Origin of the sequence: Asanoa sp. WMMD1127 (assembly GCF_029626225.1) — a bacterium.
Lineage (GTDB): Bacteria > Actinomycetota > Actinomycetes > Mycobacteriales > Micromonosporaceae > Asanoa.
On the sequence record NZ_JARUBP010000001.1, the window covers coordinates 61,502 to 80,140 of the forward strand.

An 18,639-nucleotide genomic window follows, 5' to 3' on the forward strand; every position below is an offset into this window, starting at 1 on the left:
TCCAAGAGCAACCGAACGGAAGGATCATTACCCGGGAGTACGGGTATCCCGTTTATCGGGGTCGGCCAGGCCCGTGAGCGCCGCAACGCCACGAAGGTAGGCTCGACGGCGGACCCGTGATCACCGGAGGTGTGCGGAGAGTGACGGTTCGTAGCTCTTTTGTCGTCGTAGCGAACCGGCTACCGGTTGACGAGGTGACCACCGACGAGGGGCGGCAGTGGCGGCGCAGCCCCGGCGGGCTGGTGACGGCGTTGCACCCGGTGTTGGCGGAACACAAGGGCACCTGGGTCGGGTGGGCGGGCGGCACCAGCGAGGAGGCGCCCGAGCCGTTCGACCTCGAGGGCATCCACATCCACCCGGTGCCGCTGACCGCGCTCGACCTCGAGCGCTACTACGAGGGCATGTCCAACGCCACGATCTGGCCGCTCTATCACGACGCGGTCGAGACGCCGGTCTTCAAGCGCCGCTGGCGCGAGTCCTACCGCCAGGTCAACGCCCGGTTCGCGGAGGCCGCGGCCGAGGTCGCCGCCGAGGGCGCGACGGTCTGGGTCCAGGACTACCAGCTCCAGCTGGTCCCGGCGATGCTGCGGGAGCGGCGGCCCGACCTCAAGATCGGCTTCTTCCTGCACATCCCGTTCCCGCCGATCGAGCTGTTCATGCAGATGCCGTTCCGCGCCGAGATCCTGCGCGGCCTGCTCGGCGCCGACCTGATCGGCTTCCAGCAGCGGCTCGCGGCGCAGAACTTCGTGCGGCTCGCCCGGCACCTGCTCGGCCTGCGCTACGAGGGCCAGGTCATCGACGTCGACGGCCGGCCGGTCAAGGCCGGGGCGTTCCCGATCTCGATCGACGTGGCCGAGATGGAGCGGATGGCCGCCGACCCGGCCGTGCAGAACCGGGCCAAGCAGATCCGCGGCGAGCTGGGCGACCCGAAGACCGTGATCCTCGGCGTCGACCGGCTCGACTACACCAAGGGCATCGAGCTGCGCCTCAAGGCCTTCCGCGAGCTGCTCTCCGACGGCAAGCTCAGCGTGCCCGAGGCGGTCATGGTGCAGGTCGCCACGCCGAGCCGGGAGCGGGTCGAGCACTACCAGACCCTGCGGGTCAAGGTCGAGCGCGAGGTCGGCCGGATCAACGGGGAGTTCGGTCGCGTCGGCGTTCCGGCCGTCCACTACCTTCACCAGTCGTACAGTCGCACCGAGTTGGCCGCGCTCTACTGCGCGGCCGACGTCATGATGGTGACGCCGCTGCGAGACGGGATGAATTTGGTGGCGAAGGAATACGTGGCGGCGCGCGCCGACACGGGTGGGGCGCTGGTGCTGAGCGAGTTCGCCGGCGCCGCCACGGAACTGCGACAGGCGTTCCTGTGCAACCCGCACGACCCCGACGGGGTCAAGGAGGCGCTGCTGCGCGCGGTGCACGTCGAGCACCCGGAGGCCAGGCGCCGGATGCGCCTGATGCAGCGACACCTGCGTACGCACGATGTCGGTCATTGGGCCCGGTCGTTCCTCAACGAGCTCGGCGTGCCTGACGTGGAGGCCGCGTGACCAACCTGGTCGAGGTCGATCAGAAGGCCGCCGGCCAGATCGACCCGGAGCTCCGCGCGGCCATCGGCCGGATCGCGCGGGTTCCGCAGCTCCTGATCGCGTGCGACTACGACGGCACGCTGGCCCCGATCGTGGCCGACCCGACCCAGGCGGTGCCCCTGCCGGAGAGCGTGGCGGCGGTCCGCGCCCTGGCGGCGCTGCCGCAGACCACCGTGGCCGTGGTGTCCGGGCGCGCGCTGCGTGACCTGGCCACGCTGTCGCGGCTGCCGAGCGAGGTGCACCTGGTCGGCAGCCACGGCTCGGAGTTCGACATCGGCTTCGTCGAGCGGCTGACGCCCGAGCTGGTCGAGGTGCGCACCCGGCTGCAGGTGGCGCTGCGCGAGATCGTGGCGGGCAAGCCGGGCGTACGCCTGGAGAACAAGCCGGCCAGCGTCGCCGTGCACTACCGCACCGCGGAGCCGCCGGTCGCCGACGAGGTCAAGGCGCGCGTGGCGGCGGGGCCGGGCACCTGGCCGGAGGTCACCGTCACGCACGGCAAAGAGGTGATCGAGCTGTCCGTGGTGCCGACCCACAAGGGCACCGCGGTCGACCAGCTCCGCACCTCCCTGTCGGCCAGCGCCGTGCTGTTCATCGGCGACGACATCACCGACGAGAACGCGTTCGCCAACCTGCACGGCCCCGACGTCGGCGTGAAGATCGGCCCGGGCGAGACGAAGGCCGGTCACCGGGTGGCCGAGCCGATCGAGGCGGCCCGGCTGCTCGGGCTGCTGCTGCAGACCCGGCAGCACTGGCTGTTCGGCGAGCGGGCGGTGCCGATCGAGCGGCACTCGATGATCTCCAACGGCGAGACGGTCGCGCTGGTCACGCCCGAGGCCAAAGTGACGTGGCTGTGCCACCCGCGGCCGGACTCGTCGGCGATCTTCGCCGACCTGCTCGGCGGCACCCCGGCCGGCCACTTCACGGTGGCGCCGGAGCGCGGCGGCCTGCCGCTGGGCCAGCGCTACCGGCCCGGCACGATGACCGTGGAGACCCGCTGGTCGGGCCTGACGGTCACCGACTGGCTCGACCGTTCCACCACCGAGGGCGGCTCCGTCCTGGTGCGGCGGCTGACCGGCAACGCCAAGGTCAGCCTCGAGTTCGCGCCGCGACCCGAGTTCGGCCAGGTCCAGGTGCGGCTCCAGGCGCTCGGCGACGGCCTGCTGGTGCTGGGCTCCAACGAGCCGGTCGCCCTCCACTCCCCCGGCGTCCGGTGGGAGATCAGCGCGGACGGCGGCTACGACACCGCCCGGGCCACCGTCGACCTGGCCGCCGTGGACGGCGAGCAGCTGCTGGAGCTGCGGTTCGGCACCAGCAGCCTGCAGTCGCACCCGGCGCCCGCCGCCGACCGGCAGGAATCGGCCGAAGACCCATGGAAGGCCTGGGTACGCGGCCTGCGCCTCCCGCCCGAGGGCCGGGAGCTGGTGGCCCGCAGCGCGCTCACGCTCAAGGGCCTGTGCCACGAGCCGACCGGCGCGATCCTGGCCGCCGCGACCACCTCGCTGCCCGAGGAGCTGGGCGGCGTCCGCAACTGGGACTACCGCTACTGCTGGCTGCGCGACGCCGCGATGACCGCGCGGGCCCTGGTCGACCTGGGCTCACTCGACGAGGCCGAGGGGCTGCTGCGCTGGGTCGACGGTTGCGTCGAGCGCACCGGCGGCCACCCGGAGCGGCTCCACCCGCTCTACACGGTCGAGGGCTACGAGCTGGGCGCGGAGGCGGTGATCGACACCCTGCCCGGGTACGCGGGATCGCGTCCCGTGCGGGTCGGCAACCTCGCCAACCACCAGCTCCAGCTCGACGTCTTCGGTCCCGTCGCCGACCTGCTGGCCGCCGTCGCGGACGCCCGCGGCTCGGTCCGCGAGGAGGAGTGGCGGGTCCTGGATGCGATGGTGCAGGCGGTCGAGCGCCGCTGGCACGAGCCCGACCACGGCCTGTGGGAGGCCCGTCTCCAGCCGCGGCACCACGTCTACTCCAAGGTCATGTGCTGGATGACCGTCGACCGGGCGCTGCACGTCGTGCGCAAGCACGCCGGTCAGGACCGGCCGGACTGGGTGGCGCTGCGCGACCGGATCGGCCACAACGTGCTGGAGCACGGCTGGCACGAGCACGCGGGCGCCTACACGGTGGCCTACGGCGACGAGGAGATGGACGCGTCGTCACTCTGGATCGGCCTGTCCGGTCTGCTGGCCGACGACGACCCGCGGTTCCTCGCCACGGTGCTCAAGGTCGAGGCCGACCTGCGCAGCGGCCCGGTCGTCTACCGCTACCGCTGGGACGACGGCCTGCCCGGCCGCGAGGGCGGCTTCCACATCTGCACCGCGTGGCTGGTGGAGGCCTACCTGCGCACCGGGCGCCGGGCCGACGCCGAGGAGCTGTTCGAGCAGATGGTCGCGACGGCGGGCCCGACGGGGCTGCTGCCGGAGCAGTACGACCCGCTGGCCGAGCGCGGGCTGGGCAACCACCCGCAGGCGTACAGCCATTTGGGGCTCATCCGCTGCGCGCTGTTGCTCTCGGGGCTCGTCAAGCCTTAGGGCAAGGAACGGTCCGTTCCTCACGCTTTACGCGGAGGAACGGACCGTTCCTAACGCCGCAGCGCGGTGACCACGTCGCCGACCACGGTGATGGCGGGGGCGCGCAGGCCGGCCCCCGCCACCGCGTCGGCGATCGTCGCGAGCGTGGCGGTGACGCGGCGTTCCGACGCCGTCGTACCCTCCTGGATCACCGCCGCCGGCGTCACACCGGGTCGGCCGTGGGCGATCAGCGTCGCCGCGATCGCCGAGAGGTGGCGCAGGCCCATCAGCACGACGATCGTGCCGGCCTGCTGCGCCACCGCGGGCCAGTTGACCAGCGACTCCGGGTCGTCCGGGGCCAGGTGACCCGAGACGACCGTGAACTCGTGCGCGACGCCGCGGTGGGTGACCGGAATGCCGGCGCCGGCCGGGACCGCGATCGCGCTCGTCACGCCCGGCACGACGGTGACCGGCACACCGGCCTCGGCGCAGGCGATCACCTCCTCGCCGCCGCGCCCGAAGACGAACGGGTCGCCGCCCTTGAGCCGCACCACGGCCTTGCCCTGCCGCGCCCGGTCCACCAGCAGCTGGTTGATCTCCTCCTGGGTGCGGGCCGGGCCGTAGGGGTTCTTGGCCGCGTCGATCAGCTCGGCGTCGGGCCGCAGCTCGTCGAGGAGCAGCCCCGGCGCGAGCCGGTCCGCGACCACCACGTCGGCCTCGGCGAGGAGCCGCCGGCCCATCACGGTGACCAGCTCGGGGTCGCCGGGGCCGGCGCCGACCAGCGCGACCCGGCCACCGGGATGGCCTCCCTCGGGGGCGGTGGCGGCGGTGGCGCTGGCCGCGGCGCCCGTCCAGCCCGACAGGAACGCGGCGATCGCGTCGCGGGTCGCGACCGCGCGGCGGGGGTCGCCGCCGCCGAGCACCGCGACCGTGACCGGGCCGCGTCGGGTGACGGCCGGCGTCCAGGCCGTGGCGGCGGTGCGGTCGTCGGCGCGGACGCAGAAGATCCGCTGCCGCTCGGCCGCCTCGGACACCCGCTGGGCGGCGGCCGGGTCGTCGACCGCGACCTGCACGAGCCACGTGCCGTCCACATCGGACTCCGTGAAGAGGCGCCGTTCCCAGCGGATCCGGCCGGCGTCGGCGAGGCCGTGCAGGGTCGGCGTCAGCTCGGGCGAGACCACGGTGACGTCGGCGCCGGCGGACAGCAGGGCAGGCACGCGCCGCGAGGCCACCGCGCCGCCGCCGACGACCAGCACCGGCCGGCCGTCGAGCCTCAGCGCCAACGGGTAGAGCTCCGTCATTTCTCGGCCACCCCGGCCGAGTCGAAGGTGGCGACGTCGTGCAGGACGCGGGCCGCGCTGGCCACGATCGGCCACGCGAGCACCGCGCCGGTGCCCTCGCCCAGGCGCAGCCCCAGGTCGACGAGGGGCTCCAGGCCGAGGTGGCGCAGCGCGACCGAGGCGCCCGGCTCGGCGGAGCGGTGGCCGGCGACCATCGCGCCGACCGCGTCGGGGGCCAGCGCCGCGGCGGCGAGCGCGGCCGAGTCGGCGATCACCCCGTCCAGGATCACGGGTACGCGCCGCGCGGCCGCCCCGAGCACGAAGCCCGCCAGGGCGGCGTGCTCCAGCCCACCGACCGCGGCCAGGACGGCGACCGGGTCGGTCGGGTCGGGCCGGTGCAGCGCCAGCGCCCGCCGCACGACCGACACCTTCCGGCCGTGGGTCTCGTCGTCGATGCCGGTGCCGCGCCCGGTCACGTCGTCCGCCGCGGCGCCGGTGAACGCCGCGATCAGCGCGGCCGCGGGGGTGGTGTTGCCGATGCCCATGTCGCCGGTGATCAGGCAACCGGCGCCGGCGTCGATGAGCTCACCGGCCAGCCGGATCCCGACCTCCAGCGCCGCGACCGCCTCGTCGCGGCTCATCGCCGGCTCCTGGCTCAGGTCGCCGGTGCCCGCGCGGACCTTGGCGTGGACGAGCCTCGGCTCTCCGGTGCCACGCGGCGCGGCGCCGCCCGCCGCGGCGGGCGCCGCCGGGTCCGCGGCGGGCGTGGGCACGAGCAGCGGCGTGGCCACGCCGACGTCGACCACGACCACGTCGGCGCCGGCCTGGCGGGCGAAGGCGTTGACCACGGCCCCGCCGGCCAGGAAGTTGGCGACCATCTGCGCGGTCACCTCCTGCGGCCACGGGCTGACCGCCTGGGCGTGCACGCCGTGGTCGCCGGCGAACACCGCGACCACCGCCGGCGCCGGCAGCGGTGGCGGGTTGGTCCCGGCCAGCCCCGCGAGGCGTACACCCAGCTCCTCGAGAGACCCGAGCGAGCCCGGCGGTTTCGTCAGGGTGGCGTGCCGCGCGTGCGCGGCCGTCATGGCGACGGCGTCGAGCGGCCGGATCGCGGCAACGGTTTCGGCGAGGGTCGCTGCCGCCGCCTCCCTTCGGTCGGCGGAGCAGGACCCCGGCGGGCTGAGTTGGCTGGGCTCGCTTCGCTCGCTCATTCCTCCATGATCCCGTCAGCGCGAAGCGGGGCCCCGTGCGGGGCCCCGCTCGCTCAGCGCACGATCGCCGGACTCGGTGGCGGGAAGTTCTGGACGGGTTGGCCCTTAAGGGCGTCCCGGAACGTCTGCGCCACGGAGTCGATCGGTTTCTGCGACTGGGCGTCACCCACCGCGTTGAACGGGTTGTCCGGGTCGGCGATGAAGCTCGCCGCCGCCAGCTCGCGGGTGAAGCCGACGAACCAGGCCGACCGGGTGCTGTCCGTCGTACCCGTCTTGCCGCCGACCGGGCGACCCACCGTCGGCGTCACGCTCGGCGCCGTCGACCACTCCTGGCACGAGCCGGTCTGCGCCTTGCCGCCGGTCGGGCACCGGGCGGCGTCGGCCGCGGCGCGGGCCACGTCCTGGGTGACCTCCTGACGGCATCGCGGCTTGGCCACGTCCACCACGTCGCCGTTCGGGTTCTTCCACGTCACCTGCTTGCCGTCCGGCGTCTGGATCGAGGTGACCGGCAGCGGCTCGCAGTAGACGCCGTCGGCGGCCACGGTGGCGTACGCCGTCGCCATCTCCAGCGGCGTCACGTCGGAGACGCCGAGGGTGAACGCGCCCCAGGTCTTGGACCGCGGCGGCTTGGCCATCATCTGGTCGACGTCGGTGCGCCAGCGCAGGCCGAGCCGCTCGGCCATCTCGACCGCCTTGTCGGCGCCGACGGCCTGTTCGAGCTGCACGAAGTACGTGTTGACGGACTTGCCGAAGCCCGACCACATCATGTGCCGGCCGGTCATCGCGCCGGACGCGTTCGACGGGCACCAACGGCCGCCGCACGAGGCGGGCCCTTCACCCGGATACTGCGAGACGAGCTTCATGGGCGAGTTGTACGCCGTGGACAGCGGCATCCCGGCGTCCAGCGCGGCCAGCATCGTGAACATCTTGAACGTCGAACCGGCCTGGTAGCCCGGCATGTCGCCACCGCCGAGCAGCGGCACCACCGTGTTGGGGTAGTTGCCCTTGATCTTCGAGGCCTTGGCCGGGTCGGAGTGGGTGCCGTTCTTGCTCTGGTCCAGCGAGTAGACCCGGTTGACCGCCATCGACTTGACCAGGCCGGTGCCGGGCTGGATCACCACGAGGCCGTGCGCGAACTTGCTGCTGGACTTCTCCTTCTGCATCACGTTCTTCTCGGCGATGTTCTGGATGTTGGGGTCCAGCGACGTCACGATCTTGTAGCCGCCCCGGCGCAGGTTGTCCTCGCGCTGCGAGGCGTTGTCGCCGAACGCCGGCTGCTCGGCCCACCACGCCTTGAGGTAGTCACAGAAGAAGCCCCAGCTGTTGAGGTTCTTCGGCACCGAGACGCAGTCGTTGGCCGGGGTGCTCAGGTGCAGCTGGATCGGCAGCGCCTTGGAGGCCGCGTTGTCCTGCGGGCTCAGGTAGCCCATCTTCTGCATGTTGTCGAGCACGTAGTTGCGCCGGGCCGTCGCCGCGAGCTTGTCCTGCGTGGCCGGGTCGTACTCGGTGGGCGCCTTGACCAGACCCGCGAGCGTGGCCGCCTCGATCAGCGTCAGGTCCTTGGGCGACTTGGAGAAGAAGACCTCCGAGGCGGCGTAGATGCCGTACGCCCGGTGTCCGAAGTAGGCCGAGTTCAGGTAGCGCTCGAGGATCTCCTGCTTGGAGTACTTCTTCTCGACGGCGAGGGCCAGCCGCATCTCGCGCAGCTTGCGGGTGCTGGTCTGCTCGGTGGCCTCCTGGACCTCGAGCGGCGTCTGGGCACCGTCGCGCTGGGCCATCCGGACGTACTGCATCGTGAGCGTGGAGGCGCCCTGCTGGACGCCGTCGCTCTGGTGGTTGGCGACGAACGCGCGCGCGATGCCCTTGGGGTCGACGCCGTTGTGCTCGTAGAAGCGCTGGTCCTCGGACGCCACGATGGCCTGCTGGATGTACGGCGACATGTCGGAGATCGGGACGTACTTGCGATGCTCCTCGTAGAACATCGTCAGCAGGGTCTTGCCGTCGGCCGCGTACACGTAGCTCGTCTGTGCCGGGGGTTTGACGTTGAGGTCGCGCGGCATGTTGTTGAACGCCTCGGCGCCCTTCTTGGCGCCGAGACCGCCGACGGCGACGAGCGGATAGGCGACCGCCGCCACGACGACGCCGGCGATGAGCCCGGCGCGCAGCAACGGAGCGAACCGGCTGGTCGTGGAGAGGGCGCGCTTAATCACTAGCCCAAGTTAGGACATAAGTGGATATGTCCGTACACGAAAGCGAGCAACGTCTACGTCTCATGTTCCCGGGTACGGTCGTCGGCGTGATCGAGTTGGGACATCATGGCGACGCCGAGGTGGGGCCGGGGTTGGTCGACCTGGCGGTGAACGTGCGGCAGGCCCCGTTGCCGCCGTGGCTGTCCGCGCCGGTGGCGGCGTCGCTGGCCTCGCTCGGTGCTTATCCGGACCCGGGGCCGGCGCGCGCGGCCGTGGCGGCGCGCCACGGCCGGTCACCGTCCTCGGTGCTGCTGACCGCCGGCGCCGCACAGGCGTTCGTGTTGATCGCCCAGGCGTACCGCGGGGCTTCGCACGCCGTGGTGGTGCATCCGCAGTTCACGGAGCCCGAGGCCGCCCTGCTGGCCGCGGGGCACACGGTGGACCGGGTGGTGCTGCCGCCGCCGTACACGCTGTCTCCGGCGCTGGTGCCCGATTCCGCGGATCTGGTGTTCGTGGGGAACCCCACGAACCCGACGTCGGTGCTGCACCCCGCCGCGGTGCTGGCTTCCCTGGCCCGGCCCGGTCGCTTGTTGGTGCTGGACGAGGCGTTCGCGGACACGGTCCCCGGTGAGCCGGCGTCGCTGGCCGGTCTTCCTGACGTGCCCGGCCTGGTTGTCGTGCGGAGCCTGACCAAGACATGGGCGCTGGCGGGACTGCGGATCGGGTACGTGCTGGCGCCGCCGCCGGTGATCGCTCGGCTCTCCGCGGTGCAGCCGTTGTGGCCGGTGTCGACGCCGGCCCTGGCCGCGGCGACGGCGTGCGCGTCGCCGGTCGCGGTGGCGGCGGAGCGGTCGATCGCCATTTCGTTGGCCGCGGATAGGGCGCACCTGCTGGCGCGGCTGGCCGACGTGCCCGGGGTCGCGGTGGCAGCGCCGCCGGCGAGCTCGTTCGTGTTGCTGCGGATGCCCAACGCGGACAAGATCCGGCTGGCGCTGCGGGATGCCGGCTACGCGGTCCGCCGGGGGGACACGTTCCCGGGGCTGGGTCCGGACTTCGTCCGGGTCGCGGTCCGCGACCTGGCGACGACGGACGCCTTCGTCGATGCCCTGGCCGCCATCCTGCGGGGTGGGGAGGCCGCCGAACGGCGGCCCTGATCGGAGGGTCGGGCGGTTTCTCGTGGGCCCGTTTCGGCGCTGGCCCAGCCCGGCGGTGCCACGCCTGCCCGGCGTAGGGCGGCCGGTTCGGTCAGCTGAGGTCGGGTGGCCCCGGGTTCAAGCCTGAGCGGCGACGTACGACGCGCCAAGCGGCTGACGCGGCGGTGCCCGGGTCGCCCAGCCCGCCGTGGTTAGTTGAGGTTCGGGTGGTCCGGAGCGGCGAAGCGGGCGACGAAGCGCTTCTGCCAGGGCGTCTCGACCGCGCGACGGTCGTAGTGCTCCCGGACGTAGGCAACCGCCTCCCGAGGCGCGACGCCGTCGATGATCGCGAGACAGGCCAGCGCGGTCCCGGTCCGGCCGCGACCGCCGCGGCAGGCGAGCTCGACCCGATCGCTGGCCGCGCGCTCCCACGCCTCGTGCAACGCATGGGCGGCGTCGGCCGGATCGGACGGCAACCAAAGATCGGGCCAGCGCACCCAACGACTCTCCCAGGCGACGGAAGAAGCCGGCTTCCCGAGCAGATAGATCCCGAACGTCGGCGGCGGCCCCATCGGATAGGCCCGCAACAGACCCCGCCCGCGGATCAGCCGACCCGACGGCAGCCGCAGCACGCCGGGGCCCGCGGGATCCCACGAGTCGATCATGAGCCCACCATAATGGCCACCCAAGAAGCCAAAGCCAATTCGGCCGTTTTGCGCCGCCACCTCAGGCACCCACTCAAGCATGCCGAGGCGCGGCGGCCATCGCGCGCCACCCGGTCCGCGCTCAAACCCGTCGCACGACGCAGGCGCGGAAGCGGCTCGCGCCGCCTCCATTGGTGGCCCGGCCCCCGCCGACGCGCGGAGGCCGCGAAAGCCACCTATCCCTCGCCGTAGCGCACGCCTAGCCGCCGAGGCGCGTGAGGCCCCGCTGCGCGGCAACCCCCGCCGCCGCTCAGGAGCGGCGGGCGGAAGTGCGGAGGAAGGCCCAGTTGATCGCCCACAGGGCCACGCCGCCCAGGAGGAGCCAGAGGGCCAGCACGTAGATCGACGCTTCGCGGACCATGGGGAGCAGGAAGATCAGCGAGACCACGGCGCCCAGGACCAGGACGGCGGTGGGGGCGCGGAAGTGGGGGTGGTCGACCGGGTCGCGGCGCAGCCAGAGGGCGGACAGGTTGACCAGGAGGAAGACCGCTGTCAGGAGCAGGACCGTCGTGTCCGAGAGGTCGCCCAGGTCGTCGACGAAGAAGAGCAGGATGATCGAGATCGCGGTGGTGAAGGCGATCGCGACCCACGGCGTGCGGCGCGGGCTGAGGCTTCCGAAGACACCGGGGAGTACGTCGCGCCGGGCCATCCCGTACAGCAGGCGTGAGGCCATGAGCATGTTGATCAGCATGGTGTTGCTGACCGCGATGATCGAGACGGCGGAGAAGATCTCGCCGACCGGCAGGTCGGGGGTGCCCAGCCGGACCACCTCGAGCAGCGGGGCGCTCGACTCGGTGAGCACGTCGAGCGGCACGGTCATCGCCGCCGTGAACGCGACCAGCAGGTAGACCACCGCGGCCAGGACCAGGCCCGTGATCATCGCGGGCGGGAACGCGCGGCTCGGCTCGTCGGTCTCCTCGGCCAGGTTGACCGAGTCCTCGAAGCCCAGGAACGCGTAGAACGCCGTCGCCGCTCCGGAGAGGACGCCGGTGACGACGCCGAAGCCCGTACCCGAGAAGGTGAATGCCTGTCCCGGGTCGCCGTCGCCGCCGCCGAGCACGACGATGCCGACGCCGATGATGAACAGCAGGCCGGCGAGCTCGATGCAGGTGATCACGACGTTGATCCGGACCGATTCGGCGACGCCCCACAGGTTGACCGCGGCGACCAGCAGGATGGCGACGATTCCGATGAGGACCATCGGTGGGTTCTCGACGCCGAACAGACCCGTGAAGTAGTCGCCGCCGATCCGGCTCGCCGCGAACGTGGCCGAGGTGACGCCGGACGCCATGATCGCGAAGGTGACCAGGAAGCTGAGGAACTTGATCCGGAACGCCCGGTCGCAATAGAGCGCGCCGCCGGCGGCCTGGGGATATTTCGTGACCAGTTCCATGTACGCGAACGCGGTCAGGAACGCCAGCGCGAACGCCACCAGGAACGAGGCCCAGATCGCCCCACCGACATCGCCGCCGACCTCGCCGGTCAGCGAGTAGATGCCCGCGCCGAGGATGTCGCCGATGATGAAGAACGTCAGCATCGGCCGCGAGATCACCCGGCGGAGGCCGTCTTCGCCGGAGGGCCGGGCCGGGTCTGCGGTGCTCGTGTCGGTGGTCATGCGGGCCGCCATACCCAATTGATGGCTGTGGCATGCCTCACAACGCGGCTAGGGCACGCACATAGTTGACCTGCTGGTGCACGTACTGCACGGCCTGCTGGTCCGTGACCGGAATCCGGGCGACGTATTGATGACGGCCATTGACCACCGTGACCTGCACCGTTCCGTTGTAGATGGTCTCCTTGACCAGCAGGAACAGCAGGCTGAACACGGTCAGCAGGCAGAAACCGAAGATCGCCGCGAGCAGCGCCCAGGTCGGCGTCTTCTGCGTGGTCTGCCAGAAGTCGTTGACCTGCCAGGTGGAGCCGGCCAGCGGGAAACTGCCCGCCGGCGTGTGGACCACGGTGGACGTCACGCCGATGTCGCCGATCTGCGCGACGACCGGACCGTCACCGGACGGCGGCGCCGCCGGGCTGCTCGGGCCGACCGGCGGGGCGCTGGTCGGGTAAGGCTGGGGCGTCTGGCCGCCGAGCCCGTGCGGGTCCGAGGTCGGGTCGGGCAGCGGCGCGACCGGGCCCATCGCGGGCGTCGACCATGGATCGGTGGCCGGCGGGAACTGCCCGGGCTCCCCCGCTCCGGGAAGCGGCAGGGTCGGCTCTGTGCCCATCACGCACCCCCAGTCGTGGCGGTTCCTCCCGGCACCCTACTGCCCACCGCCCACAACCACAGGACACGACATCAGCCGGCCGGCAAGTCCCGGCCGAACGGCGAACCAGCGACGCCTGCGCCCACCACGACGCGGCGTCTGAACCCGGCGCGTCGCCCGCCCACGGCCTGGCCCGGCCAAGGCGCTTCACCGGCCCGCGGCGCGTCGCCGCGCCGGCTCACGGCGTGGCTCGCCTAAGGCGCGGCGCCACCCTGCGGCACCGCGTCCGCCTGCGGCGTGTCGTCCGCGCGCGGCGTGTCGTCGGGCTTGCGCGGCCCGCGGGCCTCGCGCCGCGCGGCCCAGCCGAACGCGACCAGCGTCATCGCCGCGAACAGCCACCACTGCACGGAGTAGCCAAGGTTCAACCAGTCGTTCTCGTAGTCAGGCGGAATCGCGGCGAAGCCCGCATCGGCCGCCGGCACCTGGGTGTCGAGCTGGACGAACGCGCCGCGCACCGGATAGGGCAGCTCGGCGGCGAGCTTCGGCACGGAGATCCGCCGCGTCTCGAGCTTGCCCTCGGCGCGGTCGACCGCGGTGCCGCGGCTCTCTGACAGCTTGACCGCGCCGGTGACCGTGACCTGCCCGGACGGGATCGGCGGCACGACCGGCTGGGTGTAGGCCCCGCCGCCCGGCGGCTGCGGCACCCAACCGAGGTCGACGAGGACCGCCGACCCGTCGGGTAGTCGGAGCGGCGTCACGATCTCGAAGCCGACCTTGTTGTCGACGGTGCGGCCGCGTACCAGCACGATGTTGGCCTGGTCGTAGCGACCGCTCACCGTCACCCGCGTCCACTCGGTCGTGGCGCCCGGACCGGGACCCGGCGTGCCCGTGCTGCCACCCGGCGCCACCACGGTGTCGAGCGGCACCGGCGTCGCGGTGCCCGTCACGTCGATCCGGTGGTTGACGTCTTTGCGCAGCTCGTAGCGCCCGTGCTGCCAGTTGCCGAGCAGCACCATCACCGCGGCGGCGACCAGCGCGAGCGCCAGGTAGCCCAGCCAGCGGGGGGTCAGCAGGAACCGGTACACGCCAAGAGGCTACTGCGGGGGTACGACGGGTTTCCTGGCGGTCACCGGACGTACCCGATTCGTCGATGTGTCGTGCGCCTGATGTTGTCGGACCCATTAGGTATCGTCGGACGGCTCACCTTTTTCCGCCGAGGAGTCGCCGATGTCCGCCGTGCCCCGGGTGGTGGTCAGCGCGCCGTCGTCCGGCCATGGCAAGACCGCGTTGGCGGTCGGCCTGCTGGCGGCGTTCGCGGGCCGCGGCCTGTCCGCGGTCGGCTTCAAGGTCGGGCCGGACCACACCGACGCGGCCTACCTCGGCGCCGCCGCCGGCAGCCCAGGCCGCAACCTCGACCCCAGGCTGGTCGGCGCCCACCGCGTGGCGCCGCTGTTCGCCCACGCCGCGCAGGGCCACGACATCGCCGTCGTCGAGGGCACGATGGGCCTGTTCGACAGCCTCGCCGGCCGGGTCGAGACCGACTCCACCGCCGGGGTCGCCGCCGCCCTGCGCGCCCCCGTGATCATGGTGGTCGACGTCGGCGCGATGGGCCAGTCGGTGGCGGCGCTGATGCACGGCTACCGGGCCTACGACGAGCTGACCTGGCTCGGCGGCGTGATCCTCAACCGGGTCGCCTCCGACCGCCACGAGCAGCTGCTGCGCGAGGCGCTCGACGACATCGGCGTCCCCGTCTACGGTGCCCTCCGCCGCCGCGACCTGCCGTCGACGCTGCCACCGCGGCACGAGGGCGTGGTGCCCGTCCTGCATCGCGAGGTCGAGGCGCTGCGCGGCATCCGCCGGCTCGGCGAGTCGATAGCGGCCACCGTCGACCTCGACGGCCTGCTGGCGCTCGCGCACTCCGCGCCCAACCTCCCCGCGACGCCCTGGTCACCGGCCGGCGAGCTGGCCATGGCGCCCGAGGACACGGCCGCCGTCCACCTCGGCCGCCGCCCGGTCGTCGCGCTGGCGGGCGGTCCAGGCCTGTCCTTCGCGTACGCCGAGACCCGTGAGCTCCTCGAAGCCGCCGGCGCCACGGTCGTGGCGGTCGACCCGCTCCGCGACGAGTTGCTGCCCGAGGGCACCGACGCGCTGGTCGTCGGTGGCGCGCTCCCTGAGGCGTACGCCGAGGAGCTGTCCGCCAACCGCCGGCTCTGCGCCGACGTGGCCGACCTGGCCCGCTCCGGCCGCCCGGTGATCGCCGAAGGCGCGGGCCTGTTGTGGCTGGCGCAGGCGTTCGACGGCCGGCCGATGTGCGGGGTGCTCGAGACGACCGGCACGACGGGCGATCAGATGATCGTCGGCTACCGCGACGCGACCGCCCGCGCGACCACCGCCGTGGCCGAGGTCGGCGCGCGGGTGGTCGGCTACAAGCAGCACCGCGGCGTGGTCAGCCCGCGCGCGGGGCAGACACCGGCGTGGACCTGGAACGGCGGCACGCCGGAAGGGTTCGTCTGGCGGCGGGTGCACGCGTCGCAGCTCAGCCTGCACTGGGCCGGTTTCCCCGAGATCGCGCGCCGGCTGGTGCTGGCTTCGCGGCCGGGCGAGGGTCCGGGCGCGGCGCCGGGCGGCGGTTCGTGGGCACAGGCGACCGGGGCTGTTCCGGTTGTCGGTGGGGCGCTGGACTACGGCACGGCCGAGGCGCCGGAGGATGCGCGCCGCTCGCCGACGTCGGGTGGTGGTGGGCTGCGGCTCGTGCCCGGGGGCGGCGAAGGGGCGGCGTCGACTTCGTCCGGCGGCGAGCCGCCGCGGCTCCAGGCAGCGCCGGGTGGCGGCGCGGCGGGCTCCGCGGACCGTGACCGGCCCGCCCCGGAGCGGGGCGGCGGCGCCGCGGGGTCTGCGGACCGCGACCGGGTCGTCCCAGGGTCGGATGGTCGTGCCTCGAGCTCGGCGGACCGGGACTGGGCGGGGCCGCGTGGCGGAGCGGCCAGCTCTGCCGATCGCGACCGGGTCGTGCCCGGGCCGGGCGTCGGCGGCGCGGACGCCCCGGACCGAGACCGGGTGGTCCCCCGGCCGCCGCGACTGCGCGTCGTGCCGCCGTTGGCGAGTGACGACGACCCGACCGACGGCCGCGGGTTCGCGGCGCTGGCCGGTGACGACGGCGAGCAGCGCACCGACGGGTTCGGTTTCGCCGCGGTCCCTGGCGCGCGGGCCGGGGCCGCCATGGGCGACGGCTACGCATATGTGATGCCTCCGCCCGACGACGCGCCGCCGCAGCCGCCGGCGGCGCCGGATGCCCGGGCGACCGCGGAGTTCGGGTTCCCGCTGGGCCGCGGCGAGCAGCCCGCGGCGGGCAGCGGCTTCGGCCGTGCGCGTCCGCCGGGCCAGGCGTCGGCCATTCCGGCCGACCGGCCGGCCGGAAACGCACCGGCGTTCCGGGCGCAAGCGGGCGGCGTCGGCATGTCGCCGGGCCACGGCTCGGCCGTTCCGTTCCTTCCGCCGCCCGCGGGCGGGCAGCCCGTACCCGCTCAGGGTGGCGAGCCGTTGTCGGGACGGACGGTGGCCGACGGGTCGCTGGCGGGCGGCACGGCCGAGGTGCCGGTCCTGCCGGTGCGGGCGCCGCAGCCGCCGCGCGGGCCGGGCAGCGGCGGACGAATGGTGGAAGACGACGGGGGGATCGCGTGAGGGGCCAACTTCCGCTGCGCACGTTTCCGGTGTTGCAGGTGTCGACGCCGCGATTGCACGTGCGCCAGCTGGTCGACGAGGACGCCAAGCCCGTGGCGGAGATCTTCGCCGACAAGCAGGCGCAGCGGTGGCTGCCGTTCCCGCGCGACTTCGGCCAGATCGACGGCACGGCGTGGTGCACGGAGATGGCGCAGGAACGACGCGACAGCGGCGCCGGCGACCACTACGGGATCATCCGGCGGGAGGACGACCGGCTGGTCGGCTGCCTGTGGACCAAGCGCACGGACTGGGGCGCCAAGGTCACCGAGATCTCGTACGCCGTCTCGGCCGAAGCCCGTGGTTTCGGCGTCGCGCCGGAGGCCGTCGACGCGCTCGCGATCGCGCTGATCCTCGAGCACGGCTTCCAGCGCATCGAGCTGCGGGTGGCGCCGGGCAACACCGCGTCGCGGCGGGTGGCGGAGAAGGCGGGCTTCACCTACGAGGGCCTGCTGCGCAACGCCGGCTATGTCCACAGTGGTCGCGTGGACCTCGAGGTCTGGTCGTTCGTCGCCGCCGACCTGCGTTAGCCCTCCTCGGGCGGCGGCGTGAGCGGCTTCCCGGCGTGGATGGCGAGCACCGTGTCGATCGTGTCGGCCTCGTCGGCGGTCTTGTCGTCGCGGTAGCGCAGCACCCGCGCGAACCGCAGCGCCACCCCGCCGGGGTAACGCGGGCTCGTCTGCACGCCGTCGAACGCGATCTCGACGACCTGCTCGGGCCGCACCCGCACGACCCAGTCGCCCTTGTCGACCGCCAGCTCCTGGAACCGCTCGGTCTGCCAGCGCAGCAGCTCGTCGGTCAACCCCTTGAAGGTCTTGCCGAGCATGACGAACCCGCCGGTACGCGGGTCGCGCGCCCCCAGGTGCAGGTTGGACAGCCAGCCGGTGCGCCGGCCGCTCCCCCACTCGACCGCGAGCACCACCAGGTCGAGCGTGTGCCGCGGCTTGACCTTGACCCAGGCCGCCCCGCGCCGCCCCGCGTCGTAGGCGGCGGTCGCCGACTTCACCACCACACCCTCGTGGCCGGCGTCGAGCGCCTTGGCGTAGAACTCGTGCGCGAGCTCCGGGCTGTCGACCATGGTGCGCGGCACGCGCAGCGACTCGGGCAACGCCGCTTCGAGCGCGGCCCAACGCTCGACACCGGGCGCGTCGAGCAGGTCGGCGCCGTCGATGTGCAGCACGTCGAAGAAGTACGGCGTCAGCGTCACCCCGTCGGTCACCGGCGCCGCCTTGGCCGCGCCCCGCCGGGCCCCGCGGGTCGCCGCCCGGCTGGCCGTCTCCTGGAACGGCCGCGGCCGCCCCTCGGCGTCGAGCCCGATCGCCTCCCCGTCGAGCACGAGGTCACGGGCGGGCAGCCCGCGCACCGCGGCGACCACCTCGGGTAGCCGCGACGTGATCTCGTCGAGGCTCCGCGTGAACACGGCCACCTCGTCGCCGCTGCGGTGCACCTGGATGCGGATCCCGTCGAGCTTCACGTCGACCGCGGCCGGCACCCCGGTGGCGTCGAGCGCCTCGTCGACACTGGGCGCGCTGGAGGCCAGCATCGGCGCCAACGGCCGCCCGACCTGCAGGGCGAACTCGGCCAGCGCCCCCACGCCACCTTCGAGCGCGGCGACGGCGACGGTCTTCAGGTCACCGACGAGCAGCAACGCCCGCCGCACGGCCGGCCCCGGCACGTCGGCGGCCCGCGCGATCGCGTCGGCGAGCAACCCGGCCTGCGCCCCCTGCCGCAACTCGCCACTGAACAACCCGCGCAGCATCCGCTGCTCGTCGGTGGTGGCCGCGGCGAACAACCCGGCAACCAGGCCCTTGCGCCGCGCCTGCGACCCACTGCCGCTGACGGTCGAGATCTCAGCGATCGCGGCGTCGACGGCACCCACGGTCAGACTCGGCTGCTCGGCCGGCGCCGGCAGGTCGCGCAGGCTCGCGTAACCGACCCCGGTCTGCCGCTGCCGCAGCTCACCCGCGAGATAGGCGGACCCGGCCTCGACCTCACTCGGATCGAGCCCTCTGAGCGCAGCCGCCAAAAGATCAACCTTGGCAAGCCGCTTCGTGGTGGCGGCCACCGCGCTCGAGGTCGCCGCAAGATCTGCGAACAGCACCTCCACATCC

At 73.2% G+C, this 18,639-nt stretch carries 13 protein-coding genes; 5 read left to right on the top strand and 8 right to left on the bottom strand.

Going from position 1 to position 18,639, the window contains the following annotated elements; translation table 11 throughout:
• Nucleotides 1-140 precede the first annotated feature (140 nt).
• Together O7635_RS00315 and otsB are read left to right on the top strand one after the other, a co-directional pair.
• Nucleotides 141-1,544, top strand: a complete 1,404-nt coding sequence (locus tag O7635_RS00315) for a trehalose-6-phosphate synthase (RefSeq protein WP_278078374.1) — start codon at nt 141-143, stop codon at nt 1,542-1,544.
• Nucleotides 1,541-4,114 carry a trehalose-phosphatase gene (otsB, locus tag O7635_RS00320; RefSeq protein ID WP_278078375.1) on the top strand — a complete coding sequence of 858 codons (2,574 nt, stop codon included), beginning with the start codon at nt 1,541-1,543 and terminating at the stop codon, nt 4,112-4,114. Before O7635_RS00315 ends, otsB begins: the two co-directional genes overlap by 4 nt.
• 50 nt (nt 4,115-4,164) lie before the next feature.
• Here otsB and cobA read toward each other — a convergent pair whose 3' ends face one another.
• From cobA to O7635_RS00335, 3 genes are read right to left on the bottom strand one after another with little or no spacing between them, the layout of a single operon-like run.
• On the bottom strand, nt 4,165-5,394 hold the full coding sequence (cobA, locus tag O7635_RS00325) for a uroporphyrinogen-III C-methyltransferase (protein ID WP_278078376.1): 1,230 nt from the start codon (nt 5,392-5,394) through the stop codon (nt 4,165-4,167).
• Complete coding sequence (cobT, locus tag O7635_RS00330) at nt 5,391-6,584, bottom strand: nicotinate-nucleotide--dimethylbenzimidazole phosphoribosyltransferase (RefSeq protein ID WP_278078377.1); 1,194 nt, start codon at nt 6,582-6,584, stop codon at nt 5,391-5,393. The genes cobA and cobT overlap by 4 nt, the downstream gene beginning before the upstream one ends.
• 53 nt (nt 6,585-6,637) lie before the next feature.
• Nucleotides 6,638-8,794, bottom strand: a complete 2,157-nt coding sequence (locus O7635_RS00335) for a transglycosylase domain-containing protein (protein WP_278078378.1) — start codon at nt 8,792-8,794, stop codon at nt 6,638-6,640.
• Between the two features lie 86 nt (nt 8,795-8,880).
• On the opposite strand from O7635_RS00335, the gene cobC reads away from it, so the two are divergent.
• A complete protein-coding gene (gene cobC / locus O7635_RS00340) occupies nt 8,881-9,927 on the top strand; it encodes an Rv2231c family pyridoxal phosphate-dependent protein CobC (RefSeq protein WP_278078379.1) in 1,047 nt (348 codons plus the stop codon).
• Between the two features lie 191 nt (nt 9,928-10,118).
• Here the strand turns inward: cobC and O7635_RS00345 are convergent, their stop codons facing one another.
• The 4 genes from O7635_RS00345 to O7635_RS00360 all read right to left on the bottom strand — a co-directional run bounded on the left by O7635_RS00345 (nt 10,119) and on the right by O7635_RS00360 (nt 13,896).
• The gene (locus tag O7635_RS00345) at nt 10,119-10,571 is read right to left on the bottom strand and encodes a protein phosphatase (protein WP_278078380.1); all 453 of its coding nucleotides are present in this window, start codon (nt 10,569-10,571) and stop codon (nt 10,119-10,121) included.
• A gap of 289 nt (nt 10,572-10,860) precedes the next feature.
• A complete protein-coding gene (locus O7635_RS00350; protein ID WP_278078381.1) occupies nt 10,861-12,225 on the bottom strand; it encodes an APC family permease in 1,365 nt (454 codons plus the stop codon).
• A 37-nt stretch (nt 12,226-12,262) separates the two neighbouring features.
• Nucleotides 12,263-12,832 (bottom strand): hypothetical protein, encoded by a 570-nt coding sequence (locus tag O7635_RS00355; protein WP_278078382.1) that lies wholly within the window; start codon nt 12,830-12,832, stop codon nt 12,263-12,265.
• 233 nt (nt 12,833-13,065) lie between these two features.
• Nucleotides 13,066-13,896, bottom strand: a complete 831-nt coding sequence (locus O7635_RS00360; protein WP_278078383.1) for an SURF1 family protein — start codon at nt 13,894-13,896, stop codon at nt 13,066-13,068.
• 142 nt (nt 13,897-14,038) lie between these two features.
• On the opposite strand from O7635_RS00360, the gene O7635_RS00365 reads away from it, so the two are divergent.
• Both O7635_RS00365 and O7635_RS00370 read left to right on the top strand, forming a co-directional pair.
• Nucleotides 14,039-16,492: a cobyrinate a,c-diamide synthase gene (locus O7635_RS00365; RefSeq protein WP_278078384.1), complete on the top strand. Its 2,454-nt coding sequence runs from the start codon at nt 14,039-14,041 to the stop codon at nt 16,490-16,492.
• Nucleotides 16,489-17,058, top strand: coding sequence for a GNAT family protein (locus tag O7635_RS00370; RefSeq protein WP_278078385.1), 570 nt, complete (start codon nt 16,489-16,491; stop codon nt 17,056-17,058). Before O7635_RS00365 ends, O7635_RS00370 begins: the two co-directional genes overlap by 4 nt.
• Here O7635_RS00370 and O7635_RS00375 read toward each other — a convergent pair.
• Complete coding sequence (locus O7635_RS00375) at nt 17,055-18,629, bottom strand: ATP-dependent DNA ligase (protein WP_278078386.1); 1,575 nt, start codon at nt 18,627-18,629, stop codon at nt 17,055-17,057. The genes O7635_RS00370 and O7635_RS00375 overlap by 4 nt on opposite strands.
• Nucleotides 18,630-18,639: the final 10 nt, after the last annotated feature.

What these genes read in the sequence shown, in the direction of transcription:
- O7635_RS00365 (WP_278078384.1), top strand. Translation starts at nt 14,039, where the DNA reads ATGTCCGCCGTGCCCCGGGTGGTGGTCAGCGCGCCGTCGTCCGGCCAT.
- cobT (WP_278078377.1), bottom strand. Translation starts at nt 6,584, where the DNA reads ATGAGCGAGCGAAGCGAGCCCAGCCAACTCAGCCCGCCGGGGTCCTGC.
- O7635_RS00345 (WP_278078380.1), bottom strand. Translation starts at nt 10,571, where the DNA reads ATGATCGACTCGTGGGATCCCGCGGGCCCCGGCGTGCTGCGGCTGCCG.
- cobA (WP_278078376.1), bottom strand. Translation starts at nt 5,394, where the DNA reads ATGACGGAGCTCTACCCGTTGGCGCTGAGGCTCGACGGCCGGCCGGTG.
- O7635_RS00350 (WP_278078381.1), bottom strand. Translation starts at nt 12,225, where the DNA reads ATGACCACCGACACGAGCACCGCAGACCCGGCCCGGCCCTCCGGCGAA.
- O7635_RS00355 (WP_278078382.1), bottom strand. Translation starts at nt 12,832, where the DNA reads ATGGGCACAGAGCCGACCCTGCCGCTTCCCGGAGCGGGGGAGCCCGGG.